We start from the raw sequence: 18724 nt of genomic DNA on the forward strand, positions 1-18724 counted from the left end.
ACAAGGTCACACCCTTCTGCGGAGGGTGACCGGATCATGAGAAGCATCCAAACCCCGCGCTCCTTTCCTGTCGCATCACGTGCACGGTTACTCACCAGTCGCTGACCAGACTGGGGGGTTCCGTACCTCGGCACCCGATTCCGGCAAGCAGTTTCCGCACCACGTCCGCACCAAGGGGGACCCCTCCATGCACGGCTCGCGCATCGCCGCTGTCGGCCATTACCAGCCCGCCAAGATCCTCACCAACGAGGAGCTGGCGGGCATGGTCGACACCAGTGACGAGTGGATCCGGTCCCGGGTGGGCATCCGCACCCGCCATGTCGCGGGCCCGGAGGAGCCGGTCGACGAGCTGGCCGCGCACGCCGGCGGCAAGGCCCTCGCGGCGGCGGGCCTGGCGCCCGAGGCGATCGACCTGGTCCTGGTCGCCACCTCCACGGCCATCGACCGCTCCCCGAACATGGCCGCCCGGGTCGCCGCCCGGCTCGGCATCCCCTCCCCGTGCGCGATGGACGTCAACGTCGTCTGCGCGGGCTTCACGCACGCCCTCGCCACCGCCGACCACACCCTGCGGGCCGGTGCCGCCACCCGTGCCCTGGTCATCGGCGCGGACAAGATGACCGAGGTCACCGACTGGACGGACCGCACCACCTGCGTGCTGACCGGCGACGGCGCGGGCGCGGCCGTCGTCGAGGCGTGCGGCCCCGGCGAGGAGCCCGGCATCGGCCCGGTGCTGTGGGGCTCGGTGCCCGAGATGGGCAACGCCGTCCGCATCGAGGGCACTCCGCCGCGCTTCGCCCAGGAGGGCCAGAGCGTCTACCGCTGGGCGACGACCCAGCTGCCCCCGCTCGCCCGCGCGGCCTGCGAGCGCGCCGGGCTGACCCCGGCCGACCTCGCCGGAGTCGTCCTGCACCAGGCCAACCTGCGGATCATCGAGCCGCTCGCCGAGCGCATCGGCGCCGTGAACGCCGTCGTCGCGCGGGACGTCGTCGACTCCGGCAACACCTCGGCGGCCAGCGTCCCGATGGCGCTGTCGAAGCTCGTCGAGCGCGGTGACCTCCGCTCCGGCGACCCGGTGCTGCTGTTCGGGTTCGGCGGGAACCTCTCGTACGCGGGACAGGTCGTGCGCTGCCCCTGACGCGACCTCGCAGGCCCGCGTGATACCCAAGAGCCGGTCATGCGATGCCCATGAATGAGTCATGTACGGCCGTGTGGTCGGCTCAACTCGTCCTGGCGCTGGCCCCTCCCGCTCGTAGACTGTAGACAAAAGGCAATCGTCGAGGAGGGGACCGCGATGTTGTCCACAGGACTGCCGCAGGGGGCGGTGCCCAGACTCGAACGCCCGGGGCCGCTCCGGGAGCGGGTCTACGAGGCGCTGCTCGAACTGATCACCACCCGCTCACTGCAACCCGGCCAGCATCTGGTCGAGAGCGAACTGGCCGGCCACCTGGGGGTCTCCCGCCAGCCGGTGCGCGAGGCGCTGCAACGGCTGAACACCGAGGGCTGGGTCGACCTGCGGCCCGCCCAGGGCGCGTTCGTGCACGAGCCGACCGAGCAGGAGGCGGACCAACTCCTCACCGTGCGCACCCTGTTGGAGGCCGAGGCCGCCCGTCTCGCCGCCGCGAACACCGGCACCGCGGGCATCGCCGCGCTCGACGAGCTGTGCACCCGCGGCGAGCAGGCCGTGGCCGACGGCGACGTGGACCAGGTGGTCACCCTCAACGCGGCCTTCCACGCCAAGGTGATGGAGCTCGCGGGCAACGTGGTCCTCGCCGAGCTCGCCGGGCAGGTGGACCGCAGGGTCCGCTGGTACTACACGCCGGTGGCCCGGCAGCGCGGCAGCCAGTCCTGGCTGGAGCACCGCGAGCTGATCGCGGCCATCGCCGAGCGCGACGAACAGCGCGCCACGGACATCATGCGGGCCCACACCGAGCACACCCGGCGCACCTACCACCAGCGCGAGACGGGCTGAGCCCCGCGGCGTGCGCGCCACCGCCCTTTGTCCTGTGACTGGAGAAAGTCATGGGTAATTCCTGCGCAACTTCTTCCCAGCCCCGACAGGCGCTGCTACGTTCCCCTCGAAAGCTTGAAGGAAGCCCGAAGGCGACGGCACGGAAAGCCTGACGGCAACGGCATGGGAAGCCCGATGAGGCGGGGAGGGGCGCGTGAGACGTATGACGGCTCGACCCGCCAATGCGCACCAGGCGCGCTTGCTGCGGCTGCTGCGCGACGGAGGACCCAACTCCCGCGCCCAGCTGGGCGATCAGGTCGATCTCTCGCGGTCCAAGCTGGCCGTCGAGGTCGACCGGCTCCTGGAGACCGGACTCGTGGTCGCCGACGGGCTCGCCGCCTCGCGCGGCGGTCGGCGGTCCCACAACATCCGCCTGGCCCCGGCCCTGCGTTTCCTCGGCGTGGACATCGGCGCGACCTCGATCGACGTCGCGGTGACCAACGCCGAGCTGGAGGTACTCGGCCACATCAACCAGCCCATGGACGTGCGCGAGGGCCCGGTCGCGGTCTTCGAGCAGGTCCTCGCCATGGCGGCCAAACTCAAGGCCTCCGGTCTCGCGGAAGGGTTCGACGGCGCCGGCATCGGCGTCCCCGGCCCCGTCCGCTTCCCGGAGGGTGTGCCGGTCGCCCCGCCGATCATGCCGGGCTGGGACGGCTTCCCCGTACGGGAGGCGCTCAGCCAGGACCTCGGCTGCCCCGTCATGGTGGACAACGACGTGAACCTCATGGCGATGGGGGAGCAGCACGCGGGCGTCGCCCGTTCCGTGGCCGACTTCCTCTGCGTCAAGATCGGCACGGGCATCGGCTGCGGCATCGTCGTCGGCGGTGAGGTCTACCGCGGTACGACCGGCAGCGCCGGCGACATCGGCCACATCCAGTCCGAGCCGGACGGGCGCCCCTGTGCCTGTGGCAACAAGGGCTGCCTGGAGGCCTACTTCAGTGGCGCGGCGCTCGCCCGCGACGCCGAGGAGGCGGCCAGGGAGGGGCGTTCGGCGGAGCTCGCCACGCGGCTCGACGAGGCGGGACGGCTCAGCGCCGTCGACGTCGCGGCGGCCGCCGCCGCGGGTGACGCCACGGCACTGGAGCTGATCCGCGACGGCGGCAACCGCACCGGCCAGGTCATCGCGGGCCTCGTCAGCTTCTTCAACCCCGGCCTCGTGGTGATCGGCGGCGGTGTGACCGGCCTCGGCCACACGCTGCTCGCCGCGATCCGCACCCAGGTCTACCGCCAGTCGCTGCCTCTGGCGACCGGCAACCTCCCCATCGTCCTCGGGGAGTTGGGCCCCACCGCCGGTGTCATCGGCGGCGCGCGGCTCATCAGCGACCACCTGTTCTCCCCGGCCTGACGGGTCGGCGACACCTGCCACCGGTACGTACGGATCGTGGCGACATCCTGCCTCGCTCTGTCGCGCCCTGCTGAATACCACCGTCACCTCTCTCTTCGCCCTGCCCTGAATCCGTCCTGCCCTGCTGCGGCCGCCGCCGAGGGGAACCGTCATGGCACCCGAACCACCGCTGCTCACCATGTCCGGCATCACCAAGTCGTTCCCCGGGGTGCGCGCCCTCGACGGCGTCGACCTCCGGGTCCAGGCCGGAGAAGTGCACTGCCTCCTCGGTCAGAACGGCGCCGGGAAGTCCACCCTCATCAAGGTCCTCGCCGGCGCCCACCAGCCCGACGACGGTGAGATCACCTGGCGCGGCGAACGCACCACGCTCCGCTCGCCGATCGCCGCCATGCGGCTCGGCATCGCCACCATCTACCAGGAACTCGACCTGGTGGAGGGGCTCTCCGTCGCCGAGAACGTCCACCTCGGGCACGAGCCGACCGCCGCCGGATTCGTCGTCCGGGGCCGGACGGTCCGGGCGTCGACGGCCGCCCTGCTCAAGCGGCTCGGGCACGGTGAGATCGACCCCGGCCGGCTCGTCGGCGACCTCTCCGCCGCCCAGCAGCAGATCGTCTCGATGGCCCGGGCGCTCTCCCACGAGGTCCGCCTCATCGTGATGGACGAGCCGTCCGCCGCCCTCGACCCCGACGAGGTCGACAACCTCTTCCGCATCGTCAGCGATCTCACCGCCGAAGGTGTCGCCGTCATCTACATCTCCCACCGCCTGGAGGAGATCCGCCGCATCGGCGACCGGGTCACCGTCCTCAAGGACGGACGCGCCGTCGCAGGCGGGCTTCCCGCGAAGTCCACACCGACCAAGGACGTCGTGGCCCTCATGACGGGGCGCAACGTCGAGTACGTCTTTCCCGAACGGCCCGTCGCACCCGCCGCCGAACAGGCCTCACCACCAGCGGTGTTGACCGTACGCGGCCTGTCACGGCGGGGTGAGTTCGAGCCCCTCGACCTCGATCTGCGGCCCGGCGAGATCGTCGGTCTGGCCGGACTCGTCGGCTCGGGACGCTCCGAGATCCTGGAGACCATCTACGGGGCGCGCAAGCCCAGCTCCGGTCAAGTGAGCCTCGAAGGACGGGTGTTGCGTCCCGGCAGCGTCCGGGCCGCCGTCCGGGCGGGACTCGGCCTCGCCCCCGAGGAGCGCAAGGCGCAGGCCCTGCTCATGCTGGAGTCCGTCACCCGCAACGTCTCGGTCTCCTCCATGTCCCGCTTCAGCCACGGCGGTTGGCTCGACCGGGGAGCCGAACGCGAGGCCGCGCGCACCGCGACCCGCGAGCTGTCCCTGCGCCCCGACGAACCGTCCGCCCCGGTGCGCACCCTGTCCGGCGGCAACCAGCAAAAGGCCGTCCTGGCCCGCTGGCTGCTGCGCGGCTGCCGCGTCCTGCTGCTCGACGAGCCCACCCGCGGCGTCGACGTCGGTGCCCGCGCCGAGCTGTACGCGGTGATCCGCCGGCTCGCCGACGAGGGCCTCGCCGTCCTCCTCGTCTCCAGCGAGGTGCCCGAGGTGCTCGGCCTCGCCGACCGCGTCCTGGTGCTCCGCGAAGGCCGCGTCGTCCACACCGCCCCCGCCCGTGACCTCGACGAACACCGCGTACTCGACCTCGTCCTAGAAGGGAGCCCGGCGGCATGACCCAGCCGGCACCGGCGGCCGAGGCCGCCACCCGCAAGACCGCCCCCGCCGACAACGGCCGCCCGTGGCGCGCCACCGTGGCCCGCGCCGACGTGCGGACGCTGTCCCTGCTCGGCGTGCTCGCCGTGCTGATCCTGATCGGCGGCATCACCCAGCCCGACTCGTTCCTCGACACCGACAACGTCCAGCTGATCCTCACCCAGGCCTCCGTCATCGGCGTGGTCACCGTCGGCATGACGTTCGTGATCATCTCCGGGGGCATCGACCTGTCGGTCGGCGCGATCGTCGCGCTGGCCTCGGTGTGGGCGACGACGGTCGCCACTCAGGAGTACGGCTTCGCGGGCATCCTCTTCACCGCCGTGATCGTCGGCATGGGATGCGGCCTGGTCAACGGCGTGCTCATCGCGTACGGCGCGATCGTGCCGTTCATCGCCACCCTCGCCATGCTCGCCGCGGGGCGCGGTCTCGCCCTGCAGATCACCGACGGCAAGACCCAGATGGTCACCGTGGACTCGGTGCTCGAACTCGGCGAGCGCGACTCGTACATCCTCGGCATCCCGCCGCTGGTCCTCGTCTTCGCCGCGGTCACCGTCGTCGGCTGGCTGCTGCTGAACCGCACCACCTTCGGGCGGCGCTCGGTCGCGGTCGGCGGCAACCCGGAGGCGGCCCGCCTCGCCGGCATCGACGTGCGCAGGCAGCGGCTCTATCTGTATCTGCTCTCCGGCCTGTGCTGCGGCATCGCCGCCTTCCTGCTGATCGTCCTCGCCGGTTCGGGACAGAACACCAACGGCAACCTGTACGAACTCGACGCCATCGCCGCGGTGATCATCGGCGGCACCCTGCTCAGCGGTGGCCGCGGCACCATCACGGGCTCCGTGCTCGGCGTGCTGATCTTCACCACGATCCAGAACATCTTCGCGCTCAACAACCTGGAGACCGCGACCCAGCAGATCGCCAAGGGCGCGATCATCGTCGCCGCGGTGCTCGTCCAACGACGTACAGCCCACACATCCTGAGCTGAGGGGTTCACCCATGCCAACCCACACGAGCCGCAGAGGACTCCTCTTCGGAGCCGCCGCCCTGTCCTCCGGGGCGCTCCTGACGGCGTGCACCAGCAACGAGTCGAAGGACGACGACTCCGACGACAGGTCGCAGCAGGTCGCCGACGACAAGCCGGGCAAGAAGGTCACCATCGGCTTCGCGGGCCCCCAGGCCGACCACGGCTGGCTCAACGCCATCAACGACAACGCCAAGAAGCGCGCGGAGAAGTACCAGGACGTCACGCTGGAGGCCACCGAGGGCTCCAACGACACGGCGGCCCAGATCGGCCAGGTCGAGACGCTCATCAACAAGAAGGTCGACGTCCTGGTGATCCTGCCGGCCGACGGCAAGGCCCTCACCCAGGTCGGCCTGAAGGCCATGAAGGCCGGCATCCCGGTCGTCAACCTCGACCGCGTCTTCGCCACCCCGCAGGCCTACCGCTGCTGGATCGGCGGCGACAACTACGGCATGGGCCTGAGCGCCGGCCACTACATCGGCGAGAAGCTCAAGGGCAAGGAGAACGCGCGCGTCGTGGAACTGGCGGGCCTGGACAACCTGGAGCTCACCAAGCAGCGCTCCAAGGGCTTCGACGACGCCCTCAAGAACTACTCCAACATCAAGAAGGTCGCCCGGCAGGCCGCCGACTTCACCGTCGAGTCGGGACAGTCGAAGATGTCCCAACTGCTGCAGGCCCAGAAGAACTTCGACGCCCTGTGGAACCACGACGACGACCAGGGTGTGGGCGCCCTGCGCGCCATCAAGCAGGCCGGCCGCGACGACTTCCTGATGGTGGGCGGCGCGGGCGCGCTCTCCGCCTTCCAGGCCATCGAACAGGACGACAGCGTCCTGAAGGCCACCGTCCTCTACCCGCCCACCATGGCCGCCTCCGCCATCGACCTCGCGCGCGCCCTCGGCCAGGGCAAGGGCGTCGGCGGCATGGCCGAGTTCGAGATCCCCTCGTTCGTCACCTGCTACTCCGCCGTCGTCGACAAGGACAACGTCGGCCAGTACATGTCCACCGGCTTCAAGTGACGCGCACGCCCGCACCCCCCACCGAGCGTTTACCAGGAGGAGTACCGCATGCGTGAGACGGAAACCGAGGCAGGGCCCGATTCCGGGCCGGCCGGCAAGCGGCCGCTGGGAGTGGGCATGGTCGGCTACGCCTTCATGGGCGCCGCCCACTCCCAGGGCTGGCGCACCGTGGGACGCGTCTTCGACCTGCCGGTGCGGCCGGTGCTCTCGGCCGTCTGCGGTCGCGACGGCGGCGCCGTGCGCGCCGCCGCCGACCGGCTCGGCTGGGCCGCCGCCGAGACCGACTGGCGCGCCCTGATCGCCCGTGACGACGTCGACCTCGTCGACATCTGCACGCCGGGCGACAGTCACGCGGAGATCGCCCTCGCCGCTCTGGAGGCGGGCAAACACGTGCTGTGCGAGAAGCCCCTCGCCAACACCGTCGAAGAGGCGGAGGCGATGGCCGAGGCCGCCGAACGGGCCCGCGCCCGGAACCAGGTGGCCATGGTCGGCTTCAACTACCGCCGGGTTCCCGCCCTCTCGCTCGCCAGACGGATGGTCGCCGAGGGCCGGCTCGGCGCGCTGCGTCACGTACGCCTGACCTACCTCCAGGACTGGCTGGTGGACGCCGGGTTCCCGCTCACCTGGCGGCTGCGGAAGGACCGGGCGGGCTCCGGTGCGCTCGGCGACCTGGGCGCGCACATCGTGGACCTGGCGCAGTTCCTGGTCGGCGAGCCGGTGGCCGGGGTGTCGGCCCTCACCGAGACGTTCGTCCGCGAACGACCCCTCCTGGACGGCGCGTCCAGTGGCCTGAGCGCCGAGGCCGGCAGCCGGCTCGGCCCGGTCACGGTCGACGACGCGGCCGTCTTCACCGGCCGCTTCGCCTCCGGCGCCCTCGCCTCCTTCGAGGCCACCCGCTTCGCCGCCGGACGCAAGAACGCCCTGCGCGTCGAACTCAACGGCGCCGACGGCTCGTTGGCGTTCGACCTGGAGCGCCTCAACGAGCTCTCCTTCCACGACCACACCGAGCCCGCCGCGTCCTCCGGCTTCCGCCGCATCCTCGTGACCGAGCCGGACCACCCGTACCTGGAGGGCTGGTGGCCGCCGGGCCACGGCCTCGGCTACGAGCACACCTTCGTGCACCAGGCCCGCGACCTGCTGCTCGCCATCGCCGAGGGAACGTGCCCCGAACCCTCCTTCGCCGACGGCCTCTCGGTGCAGCGCGTGCTCGCCGCCGTGGAGGAGAGCGCGGCGAAGAACTCCGTGTACACGCCGATCCCCGCCTGAGGAGGCCCAGGACATGCCACGCCAGTTCACGCTCTTCACCGGTCAGTGGGCCGACCTGCCGCTCGAAGAGGTCTGCCGGCTCGCCCGCGACTTCGGCTACGACGGCCTCGAACTCGCCTGTTGGGGCGACCACTTCGAGGTCGACAAGGCGCTCGCCGACCCCGCCTACCTGGACGGGCGGCACGCGCTGCTCGACAAGTACGGACTCAAGTGCTGGGCCATCTCCAACCACCTGGTCGGCCAGGCCGTCTGTGACGCGATCATCGACGAGCGCCACCGGGCGATCCTGCCCGCCCGCATCTGGGGCGACGGCGAAGGGGAAGGGGTGCGGCAGCGGGCCGCCGCGGAGATCGAGGACACCGCGCGGGCGGCGGCGGCCTTCGGCGTCGACACCGTCGTCGGCTTCACCGGCTCGTCCATCTGGCACTTGGTCGCGATGTTCCCGCCCGCCCCCGAATCGATGATCGAGCGGGGATACGAGGACTTCGCCGAGCGCTGGAACCCGATCCTGGACGTCTTCGACGCCGAAGGCGTGCGGTTCGCCCACGAGGTGCATCCCTCGGAGATCGCGTACGACTACTGGACCACGCACAAGGCCCTGGAAGCCGTCGGCCACCGCGCCGCCTTCGGGCTCAACTTCGACCCGTCGCACTTCGTGTGGCAGGACCTCGACCCGGTCGGCTTCCTCTACGACTTCCGCGACCGCGTCTACCACGTGGACTGCAAGGAGGCCCGCCGCCGCCTCGACGGCCGCAACGGCCGCCTCGGCTCCCATCTGCCGTGGGGCGACCCGCGCCGCGGCTGGGACTTCGTCTCCGCCGGTCACGGCGACGTCCCCTGGGAGGACGTCTTCCGGATGCTGCGCTCCATCGCGTACGAGGGGCCCATCTCGGTGGAGTGGGAGGACGCGGGCATGGACCGGCTGCAGGGCGCCCCCGAGGCTCTCGCGCGGCTGAAGGCCTTCGACTTCGAGGCCCCGACGGCGTCGTTCGACGCGGCGTTCGGCGGCTCCGACTAGTACGGCCCCCGTCCCTGTTTGTCCATTGACAGGAAAAAGTTCAACTTCCGTGCTGCGTAAGGGCTTTCCGCCCGGGACAAACGTGGCTACCGTCCTTGAGGTGTACAGGACATGAAAACTCCGGGGTGACGGCGCACCCCGGCGCACGGCGCACCCGCCCCCGTACGACCGTCCCCCCATTCCGGAGGAACCCCGTGCACAGGAAACGCCCGAGACTCCGCACGACGCTCGCCCTGCTCACCAGCACCGTGCTCACCGGCGCCGGCATCGCCCTCGCCGTACCCCAGGCCGGTGCCGTCCCCGCGGACCCGCCCGCGAAGGCCGCCCCCGCCGCCGAGGACTTCCAGCAGGTCACCCTCGCCAAGGGTGAACCGGAGATGGGCGAGCCCATGACGCTCGCCGTCCTGCCCGACCGGTCGGTCCTGCACACCGCCCGCGACGGCACACTGCGCCTCACCGACGCCGCCGGCGACACCAAGGTCGCGGGGAAGATTCCCGTCTACTCCCACGACGAAGAGGGTCTCCAGGGCGTCGGCGTCGACCCGAAGTTCAGCGAGAACCGCGCGATCTACCTCTACTACGCGCCCCCGCTGGACACCCCCGCCGGCGACGCACCGGAGACCGGCACCGCCGAGGACTTCAAGAAGTTCGACGGCGTCAACCGCCTCTCCCGCTTCGTCCTGAAGGCCGACGGCACCCTGGACACCGCCAGCGAGAAGAAGGTCCTCGACGTCCCCGCCAACCGCGGCATCTGCTGCCACGTCGGCGGCGACATCGACTTCGACAAGGACGGCAACCTCTACCTCTCGACCGGCGACGACTCCAACCCCTTCGCCTCCGACGGCTTCACCCCCATCGACGAGCGGGAGAACCGCAACCCCGCCTTCGACGCCCGCCGCAGCGCCGGCAACAGCAACGACCTGCGCGGCAAGATCCTCCGCATCAAGGTCGCCGACGACGGCTCCTACACGGTCCCGGACGGCAACCTGTTCGCCAAGGGCACCGAGAAGACCCGGCCCGAGATCTACGCGATGGGCTTCCGCAACCCCTTCCGGCTGAGCGTCGACAAGCCCACCGGCACCGTGTACGTGGGTGACTACGGGCCCGACGCGGGCGCCGCCGACCCCAAGCGCGGCCCCGCGGGACAGGTCGAGTTCGCCCGCGTCACCAAGCCGGGCAACTTCGGCTGGCCGTACTGCACCGGCAAGAACGACGCCTACATCGACTACGACTTCGCCACCGGCACCTCCGGCTCCGCCTTCGACTGCGAGGCACCCAAGAACGACTCGCCGCGCAACACCGGACTGACCGACCTGCCGCCCGCGCAGGAGGCCTGGATTCCCTACGACGGCGGCTCCGTCCCCGAGTTCGGCTCCGGCTCCGAGTCCCCGATGGGCGGCCCCGTCTACCGCTACGACGCCGCCAACGACTCCCCGGTGAAGTTCCCCGAGGCCTACGACGGCGACTTCTTCGCTGGCGAGTTCGGCCGCCGCTGGATCAAGCGCATCGAGCAGGGCGCCGACGGTACTGTCTCGAAGATCAACGCGTTCCCGTGGACCGGCACCCAGGTCATGGACATGGCCTTCGGCCCCGACGGCGCCCTGTACGTCCTCGACTACGGCACCGGCTACTTCAACGGCGACGAGAACTCCGCCCTCTTCCGCATCGAGAACGCCACCGAAGGACACTCGCCCGTCGTCGAGGCGAGCACCTCGGTCACCAGCGGCCAGGCACCGCTCAGGACCAAGTTCACCGCCAAGGCCACCGACGCGGACGGCGGAACCCTCACCTACGCCTGGGACTTCGGCGACGGCGGCAAGTCGACCCAGCAGAACCCCACGTACACGTACAAGAAGAACGGCGTCTACACGGCCACCGTGACCGTCAAGGACTCCACCGGCCGTACCGGCTCGGCCAGCGCGCACGTCACGGTCGGCAACACCGCTCCCAAGGTGACCCTGGAACTCCCCGGTGACGGGCAGCTGTTCACCTTCGGCGACAAGGTGCCCTTCAAGGTGAAGGTGACCGATCCCGAGGACAGGACCATCGACTGCACCAAGGTCAAGGTCACCCACATCCTCGGCCACGACAGCCACGGCCACCCCGTCACCTCCGCCAACGGCTGCGAAGGCACCCTCCAGACCTCCGCCGACGGCGAGCACGACCCCAACGCCAACATCTTCGGGGTCTTCGACGCCGAGTACACCGACAAGGGCGCGAACGGCCAGCCCGCGCTGACCACCCACGACCAGAACATCGTCCAGCCCAAGCACCGCCAGGGCGAGCACTACGGCGACTCCAAGGGCGTCTCCGTGATCAACCACGCCCCGGCCCACGGCGGCAAGACCGTCGGAGACATCCACAACGGGGACTGGGTCTCCTTCAAGCCGTACATCCTCGGCAACGTCACCAAGATGGACGCCCGGGTCGCCTCGGCCGGCTCCGGTGGCACCCTGGAAGTACGCAGCGGTTCGGTGACGGGCCGGCTTCTCGGCTCCGTGAAGGTCGAGCCGACCGGCGGTTGGGAGACGTACAAGGACGTCAGCACCACCATCAGCAAGCCGCCCGCCACGACCACCACGCTCTACCTGGTCTTCAAGGGCACGGGCACCGGCGCGCTCTACGACGTGGACGACTTCACGTTCACCACCAAGGCCGCCACCGGCCGGAAGGGGTGACCGCGTTGCGCGGACGAGTACGCATCATCACCGCGACGGCCGCGGCCGCCCTGCTCATCGGCTGCGCATCGGGTCCGGCGGCCGCCAAGCCGAAGCCGGACCGGGCAGGCGAGCGCGTCCTCGTCTTCTCCAAGACCGCGGGGTTCCGCCACGACTCCATCCCCACGGGCATCGCCACCGTCAAGGAACTGGGCGCGCAGAACGGCTTCGCCGTCGACGCCACCGAGGACGCGGCGGCCTTCACCGCCAAGAACCTCGCCCGGTACGACGCCGTGATCTGGCTCTCCACCACGGGTGACGTCCTGGACGCCGGGCAGCAGACGGCGTTCGAGAAGTACATCCGCGGCGGCGGCGCCTACGTCGGCATCCACGCCGCGGCCGACACCGAGTACGACTGGCCCTTCTACGGGCGGCTCGCAGGCGCCTACTTCCAGTCGCACCCCGCCGTCCAGCCCGCGAAGGTGCACGCCGAGGACCACGCCCACCCCGCCACCGCCCACCTCGGCACCGGCAGCTGGGACCGCACCGACGAGTGGTACAACTACCGCTCCAATCCCCGCGACCGGGCCCGTGTCCTCGCCACCCTCGACGAGTCGTCCTACACCGGCGGCACCATGTCGGGCGACCACCCCATCGCCTGGTGCCAGAACCTCGAGGGCGGCCGCTCCTTCTACACCGGCGGCGGCCACCCCAAGGAATCGTTCGCCGAACCCGCCTTCCGCCAACACCTGTTGGGCGGCATCCGCTGGGCCGTCGGCGCGGTCCAGGCCGACTGCCGCCCCGAACAGGGCTACACGCCCCTCTTCGACGGCACGGCGGCCTCCCTGGAGGACTGGAAACAGGCGGGCCCCGGCTCCTTCGCGCTCGACGAGGACGACGGAACGCTCACCACCACCGGCGGCATGGGCATGCTCTGGTACGACCGGCGCGAACTCGGCTCGTACTCGCTCAAAGTCGACTGGAGGATGGCCGGGGACGACAACTCGGGGATCTTCGTGGGCTTCCCGCCCTCCGACGACCCCTGGTCCGCCGTGAACAACGGCTACGAGATCCAGATCGACGCCACCGACGTCCCCGAAAAGACCACCGGATCCGTCTACGGCTTCCAGTCCGCCGACCTGAAGAAGCGGGACAAGGCACTGAACCCGCCGGGGCAGTGGAACACCTACGAGCTCCGCGTCGAGGGCGAACGCCTTCGCGTCTACCTCAACGGCGTCCAGATCAACGACTACACCAACACCGACCCGGCACGCAGCCTGCGCCAAGGACACATCGGCATCCAGAACCACGGCGACGGCGACGAGGTGTCCTTCCGCGACATCCGGCTGAAGGAACTGCCGGCCCGCGCGACCGGATCACCCGTCCCACCCGGATCACCCGTGTCACCCGAATCACCCGCCCCGACCGGTTCGGACGCGGGTCGCTAGACGGCGGCGGGCGGAGGACGCCGGACCTCCGCCCGCCGTCTCGCACCTCCCTCACGTATCCCGAGCTCCCGCGTCGTGCCCCGAGCTCTCCCGTTCCTGGCAGGAGGCAGCCGTGTCCACATCCGCGACCTCAACATCTGCGCCCTCAACTTCCCCCCACGGGACCTCGCCCGTCGGCGTCTGGCTGATCGGGGCACGCGGCTCGGTCGCGACCACCGCCGTCGCGGGCTGCGCGGCGGTCGCGGCCGGCCTCCACGCACCCACCGGCATGGTCACCGAGACACAGCCGTTCCTCGACCGCGGCCTGCCAACGTTGTCGACCCTCGTCTTCGGCGGCCACGACACCACCAGCTGCCCCCTGCCCAAACGCGCCGAAGACCTCGCCGCGGGCGGCGTCCTGCCGCACGGCATCCCCGCGGCCGTACGCGCCGAACTCGCCGCAGCCGACGCCGAGATACGCCCCGGCGGGCCCCAACCCGGCGACACCCGGAGCGACGACGAACTCATCGACGCCTTCGCCGCCGACCTGCGCGACTTCGTACGACGCCGGGGCCTGGCCCGCGCGGTGGTCGTGAACGTCGCCTCCACCGAACCGCTCCCCGCCCCCGACGACGACCGGCTCCCCGCGAGCTCCCTCTACGCGGCGGCGGCGCTGCGAGCCGGCTGCCCCTACGTCAATTTCACCCCCTCGACGGGACTGCACCACCCACGCCTCGCCGACACGGCACGCACCTCCGGCCTGCCCCACGCCGGCCGGGACGGGAAGACCGGCCAGACCCTGCTGCGCTCGGTGCTCGGCCCGATGTTCGCCCAGCGCGCCCTCGCCGTCCGCGCCTGGTCGGGCACCAATCTGCTCGGCGGCGGTGACGGCGCGGCCCTGGCCGACCCGGCGGCGGCCGCCGCGAAGAACGCCGGCAAGGAACGCGTCCTCGCCGACACGCTCGGCGCCGCCCCCGAGGGCGAGGTCCACATCGACGACGTGCCCTCCCTCGGTGACTGGAAGACGGCCTGGGACCACATCGCCTTCGACGGCTTCCTCGGCACGCGCATGGTCCTCCAGACCACCTGGCAGGGCTGCGACTCGGCCCTCGCGGCCCCCCTGATCCTCGACCTCGCCCGCCTCACGGCACGCGCCCACGAACGCGGCCTCACCGGCGCGCTGCCCGCCCTCGCCTTCTACTTCAAGGACCCGGACCCGGGTGCACCCGCCGCGCTGGGCGAGCAGTTCGCGGAGTTGGTGGAGTTCGCGGCGGGGTTGGGGGAGGGGCGATGAGGGTGAGGTGTGGTTGCCGTAGTGGCTGTAGCTGTGGCTGTGGGGCCGGATGTGGTCGGGGGTCGGGTCGTGGTCGTCGGTCCGGTTGTGGTCGGGGGACCAGTGGTCATGGTTGGGGAGGGGCTGAAGGGGCTGAAGAGGCTGGAGGGGTCGGGACTGAGGGGGCCGGGAGGGGTGTGAGGGTCTCCACCTCGGTCCAGTCCGTGAGGTCGGGGAGGTCGGGGAGGTCGGGGAGGTCGGGGAGGTCGGGGAGCCCCGTGCGGCTGGTGAGGCACGTGACACCCACGTGGCCGGCGAGGTCAGTGTGGTCGGCGAAGTCCGGCGGTATCGCGATGGCGGGGGAGGCCGCATGAACGCGCCGCGCGCCTGGGCCGAACTCCTGCGGCTCCCTGCCCTGTTCACGGTCCCCGGCGAAGCGCTCGCCGGCGCGGCGACCACCGGCCTGCGCCCCAATCCCCGCACCCTCCTCGCCGTAGGCTCGTCCCTCTGCTTGTACGAGGCCGGCATGGCCCTCAACGACTGGGCCGACCGCGCGGACGACGCCGTCGAACGCCCCGAACGTCCCTTGCCTTCCGGCCGCATCGCCCCACCCGCAGCCCTCGCCGCGGCCACCGCCCTCACAGCCGCCGGTCTCGCTTTTGCCGCACGCGCGGGCCGCCCGTCCCTGGTGACGGCGGGCGCCCTGGCCGGCACGGTGTGGGCCTACGACCTCGGCTTGAAACACACGCCCGCGGGACCGGCAGCCATGGCCGCCGCACGCGGCCTCGACCTGCTCCTCGGCGCGACCGCCACGGCGGGCCCCTTCCCAGGCCGCACCGCTGAACGCGCCGTCCCCTCCGCCGCGGCCTTGGCTGCCCACACCCTCGCCGTCACCGTGGTCTCCCGCCGCGAGGCGCAGGGCGGCTCCTCGACCGCACCCTTGGCCGCGCTCGCGGTGACGGCTGCCCTGACGCGGTTGCTGGGTAACCGGTTTGGCCAGGGCGGCCCGGTGACCGGCATTGTTCGGCCAGGCAGTGCCGCCCTTCATGCCGCCGCCGGCCAGTCCCTCCGACGGGGTGGCCAGGTCGGCCGGGGCGACCGGTTCGGCCAGGGCGGCCCCGTGACTGGCACCGTCCCGTCAAGCAGCGCCGCTCTCCGTCCCGCCCAACAGTCCCTCCGCGGCGCGCTCGCTCTCGCCTACTTCGGGACCGCCGCCAAGCCCCTCTTCCACGCCGTCCTCAACCCTTCACCTCCCCTCACCCAACGTGCTGTTGGCGGTGGCATCCGCGCCATGATCCCGCTGCAGGCCGCGCTCACCGCCCGCGCGGGCGGCGTCGGCACCGCTCTGCTGACCGCAGCCCTCGCCCCCGCCGCCCGCAAGTTCGCACGAAAGGTGAGCGTCACATGATCGGGACCACCCAGCGGTCCGGGGACGACGAGCACCCGATCCACGACCTCGGTGCCGGAGCGCCCCCGGGCACCGACCTCGGCACCTCCACGCACGCCCCCCACCCCACCTCCCCGCTCCGCTTCGGCTACGGCACCAACGGCCTGACCGACCTCCGCCTCGACGACGCCCTCGGCCTGCTCGCCGACCTCGGATACGCCGGCGTCGGCCTCACCCTCGACCACATGCACCTCGACCCGCTCGCCCCCGACCTCGCCGCCCGCACCCGCGCGGTGGCCCGGAGGCTGGAGCATCTCGGTCTGACCGCCACCGTCGAAACAGGCGCCCGCTATATCCTCGACCCCCGCCGCAAACACGGCCCCTCCCTCCTCGACCCCGACCCCGAACGCCGCACCGACCGCGTCCGACTGCTGATCCGCGCGGTCCAGGTCGCTGCCGACCTCGGCGCCCACGCCGTGCACTGCTTCAGTGGCATCACGCCTCCGGACACCACGGACGACACCGCCTGGCAACGCCTCGCCGACGCACTCGGCCCTGTGCTCGACGCCGCCTCGGGCGCCGGTGTCCCCTTGGCCGTGGAGCCCGAGCCGGGTCACCTCCTCTCCTGCCTCGCCGACTTCCACCGGCTGCGCCACGAGCTCGGTGACCCTGACCCCGACCTGCTCGGCCTCACCCTCGACATCGGCCACTGCCAGTGCCTGGAACCACTCCCGCCCGCGGATTGCGTACGCGCCGCCGCCCCCTGGCTGCGCCACGTCCAGATCGAGGACATGCGCCGCGGCGTCCACGAACACCTGCCCTTCGGAGACGGCGAGATCGACTTCCCGCCCGTCCTCGAAGCGCTGGCCGCCGTCGGCTACCAGGGGCTGACCGTCGTCGAACTGCCCCGCCATTCCCACGCGGGCCCTGACCTCGCCGCCCGCTCCCTCGACTTCCTTACCCGAGCCGCCGCGACCGCCGCCGTGCCGTCAGCTCCTCCCACCGTAGGAGGTACCCCATGACCGACGACGCCCCCGGTGTTGCCGCCCTCCGCGCCCGGCTCGAAGCCGAACTCGGCGGAGCCGCCCGGGCCTGGCTGGATCAGGCCACCGCCGAGGCAGCCTCCGACGCCGCCACCCGGGCCGGCACCCAACGTGGGCGGCCGTCAGGGGAGGGGAAAGGGCCCCTTCCCCTCTGGGAGGTGCGGTTCGCCGAGGCCGGTCGCCGCTGTGGAGCCGACCACGCCGACGCCGCCCGCATCCTGCTCCTGCACGCGGCTGAGGCCACGCCGGCCACTCTCACCCGGATCTACGCCCAGGGCACCGCAGCCGAGCGGTGTGCCGTGCTGCAGGCCCTGCCGCACCTGGTGCCCGGTCCCGAGGCCGTCCCCCTCGTCGAGGACGCCCTGCGCACCAACGACACCCGGCTCGTCGCCGCGGCCGTCGGCCCGTACGCCGCGCGGCACCTCGCCCCACACGACTGGCGGCACGCCGTCCTCAAGTGCCTGTTCACCGGTGTCCCCGTGGACGTTGTCGCCGATCTGGCGGCGCGGGCCCACGGCGACGCCGAACTCGCCCGGATGCTCGGCGACTACGCGAGCGAGCGGATCGCCGCGGGCCGCACCGTCCCGGGCGACCTGCACCGAGTGCTGTCCCTCACCGCCCCCGGACCGTCCCCGGCCCCGGCGGTTCCACCGGCCCCCGCGGGCCCTCCGACCGGCGAGGAGCAGAAGTCCTGATGCGCATCTTCGACCCCCACATCCACATGACCTCCCGCACCACCGACGACTATCAGGCGATGTATGCCGCGGGGGTCCGCGCGGTCGTGGAACCCGCGTTCTGGCTCGGCCAGCCCCGCACCTCGCCCGCCTCCTTCTTCGACTACTTCGACTCCCTCCTCGGCTGGGAACCGTTCCGTGCCGCCCAGTACGGCATCGCCCACCACTGCACGATCGCCCTCAACCCCAAAGAGGCGAACGACCCCCGCTGCACGCCCGTCCTGGACGAACTGCCCCGCTATCTGGTCAAGGACAACGTCGTCGCCGTAGGAGAGATCGGCTACGACTCCATGACGCCTGCCGAGGACACCGCGCTCGCCACCCAGCTGCAGCTCGCCGCCGACCACCAGCTTCCGGCGCTCGTGCACACCCCGCACCGCGACAAGCTCGCGGGTCTGCGCCGCACCATCGACGTCATCCGGGAATCCGCCCTGCCCCTGGACCGCGTCCTGATCGACCACCTCAACGAGACCACCGTCAAGGAGGCCAAGGACAGCGGCTGCTGGCTGGGCTTCTCCGTCTATCCCGACACCAAGATGGACGAGGACCGCATGATCGCCATCCTGCGCGACGTCGGGCCCGACCGGGTGCTCGTCAACTCCGCAGCGGACTGGGGGAAGAGCGACCCCCTCAAGACCCGCAAGGTCGCCGACGCCATGCTCGCGGCCGGGTACGACGAGGACGACGTCGACCTCGTGCTGTGGCGCAACCCCGTCGCCTTCTACGGGCTCAGCGGCCGGCTCCAACTCGACGTGCGGGAACCGGACACCGCCACCCATGAGGGCAACTCCATCCTGCGCGGAGGGTCGTGA

General features: G+C 71.4%; 15 protein-coding genes. All 15 read left to right on the plus strand.

Translation table 11 applies throughout. The features are described from left to right. Positions 1–187 precede the first annotated feature (187 nt). Positions 188–1135, plus strand: a complete 948-nt coding sequence (locus tag ACZ6B8_RS11095; RefSeq protein WP_471072935.1) for a beta-ketoacyl-ACP synthase III — start codon at positions 188–190, stop codon at positions 1133–1135. 156 nt (positions 1136–1291) lie between these two features. Continuing rightward, positions 1292–1969 carry a GntR family transcriptional regulator gene (locus tag ACZ6B8_RS11100; RefSeq protein ID WP_471607013.1) on the plus strand — a complete coding sequence of 226 codons (678 nt, stop codon included), beginning with the start codon at positions 1292–1294 and terminating at the stop codon, positions 1967–1969. A gap of 202 nt (positions 1970–2171) precedes the next feature. Beyond that, positions 2172–3353 carry an ROK family transcriptional regulator gene (locus ACZ6B8_RS11105; RefSeq protein WP_471072929.1) on the plus strand — a complete coding sequence of 394 codons (1182 nt, stop codon included), beginning with the start codon at positions 2172–2174 and terminating at the stop codon, positions 3351–3353. 151 nt (positions 3354–3504) lie between these two features. Next, positions 3505–5034 (plus strand): sugar ABC transporter ATP-binding protein, encoded by a 1530-nt coding sequence (locus ACZ6B8_RS11110; protein ID WP_471607014.1) that lies wholly within the window; start codon positions 3505–3507, stop codon positions 5032–5034. Next, on the plus strand, positions 5031–6050 hold the full coding sequence (locus ACZ6B8_RS11115) for an ABC transporter permease (protein WP_471607015.1): 1020 nt from the start codon (positions 5031–5033) through the stop codon (positions 6048–6050). Before ACZ6B8_RS11110 ends, ACZ6B8_RS11115 begins: the two co-directional genes overlap by 4 nt. Before the next feature lie 16 nt (positions 6051–6066). Next, on the plus strand, positions 6067–7107 hold the full coding sequence (locus tag ACZ6B8_RS11120; RefSeq protein ID WP_471607016.1) for a substrate-binding domain-containing protein: 1041 nt from the start codon (positions 6067–6069) through the stop codon (positions 7105–7107). Positions 7108–7155: 48 nt separating this feature from the next. Then, positions 7156–8373 carry a Gfo/Idh/MocA family protein gene (locus tag ACZ6B8_RS11125; RefSeq protein WP_471607017.1) on the plus strand — a complete coding sequence of 406 codons (1218 nt, stop codon included), beginning with the start codon at positions 7156–7158 and terminating at the stop codon, positions 8371–8373. A 13-nt stretch (positions 8374–8386) separates the two neighbouring features. Then, positions 8387–9391, plus strand: a complete 1005-nt coding sequence (locus ACZ6B8_RS11130; RefSeq protein WP_471072914.1) for a sugar phosphate isomerase/epimerase family protein — start codon at positions 8387–8389, stop codon at positions 9389–9391. 194 nt (positions 9392–9585) lie between these two features. After that, positions 9586–12069: a PQQ-dependent sugar dehydrogenase gene (locus ACZ6B8_RS11135; protein WP_471607018.1), complete on the plus strand. Its 2484-nt coding sequence runs from the start codon at positions 9586–9588 to the stop codon at positions 12067–12069. A gap of 5 nt (positions 12070–12074) precedes the next feature. Next, the gene (locus ACZ6B8_RS11140) at positions 12075–13496 is read left to right on the plus strand and encodes a ThuA domain-containing protein (RefSeq protein WP_471607019.1); all 1422 of its coding nucleotides are present in this window, start codon (positions 12075–12077) and stop codon (positions 13494–13496) included. A 112-nt stretch (positions 13497–13608) separates the two neighbouring features. Further along, positions 13609–14769 (plus strand): inositol-3-phosphate synthase, encoded by a 1161-nt coding sequence (locus ACZ6B8_RS11145; RefSeq protein WP_471607020.1) that lies wholly within the window; start codon positions 13609–13611, stop codon positions 14767–14769. 349 nt (positions 14770–15118) lie between these two features. Continuing rightward, a complete protein-coding gene (locus tag ACZ6B8_RS11150) occupies positions 15119–16156 on the plus strand; it encodes an SCO3242 family prenyltransferase (RefSeq protein WP_471607021.1) in 1038 nt (345 codons plus the stop codon). Beyond that, the gene (locus ACZ6B8_RS11155) at positions 16153–17157 is read left to right on the plus strand and encodes a sugar phosphate isomerase/epimerase family protein (RefSeq protein ID WP_471607022.1); all 1005 of its coding nucleotides are present in this window, start codon (positions 16153–16155) and stop codon (positions 17155–17157) included. The genes ACZ6B8_RS11150 and ACZ6B8_RS11155 overlap by 4 nt, the downstream gene beginning before the upstream one ends. After that, positions 17154–17873 carry an EboA domain-containing protein gene (locus tag ACZ6B8_RS11160; protein ID WP_471607023.1) on the plus strand — a complete coding sequence of 240 codons (720 nt, stop codon included), beginning with the start codon at positions 17154–17156 and terminating at the stop codon, positions 17871–17873. Before ACZ6B8_RS11155 ends, ACZ6B8_RS11160 begins: the two co-directional genes overlap by 4 nt. Continuing rightward, positions 17873–18724, plus strand: coding sequence for a TatD family hydrolase (locus ACZ6B8_RS11165; RefSeq protein ID WP_471607024.1), 852 nt, complete (start codon positions 17873–17875; stop codon positions 18722–18724). Before ACZ6B8_RS11160 ends, ACZ6B8_RS11165 begins: the two co-directional genes overlap by 1 nt.

The organism is Streptomyces sp. NPDC041122 (assembly GCF_055592445.1).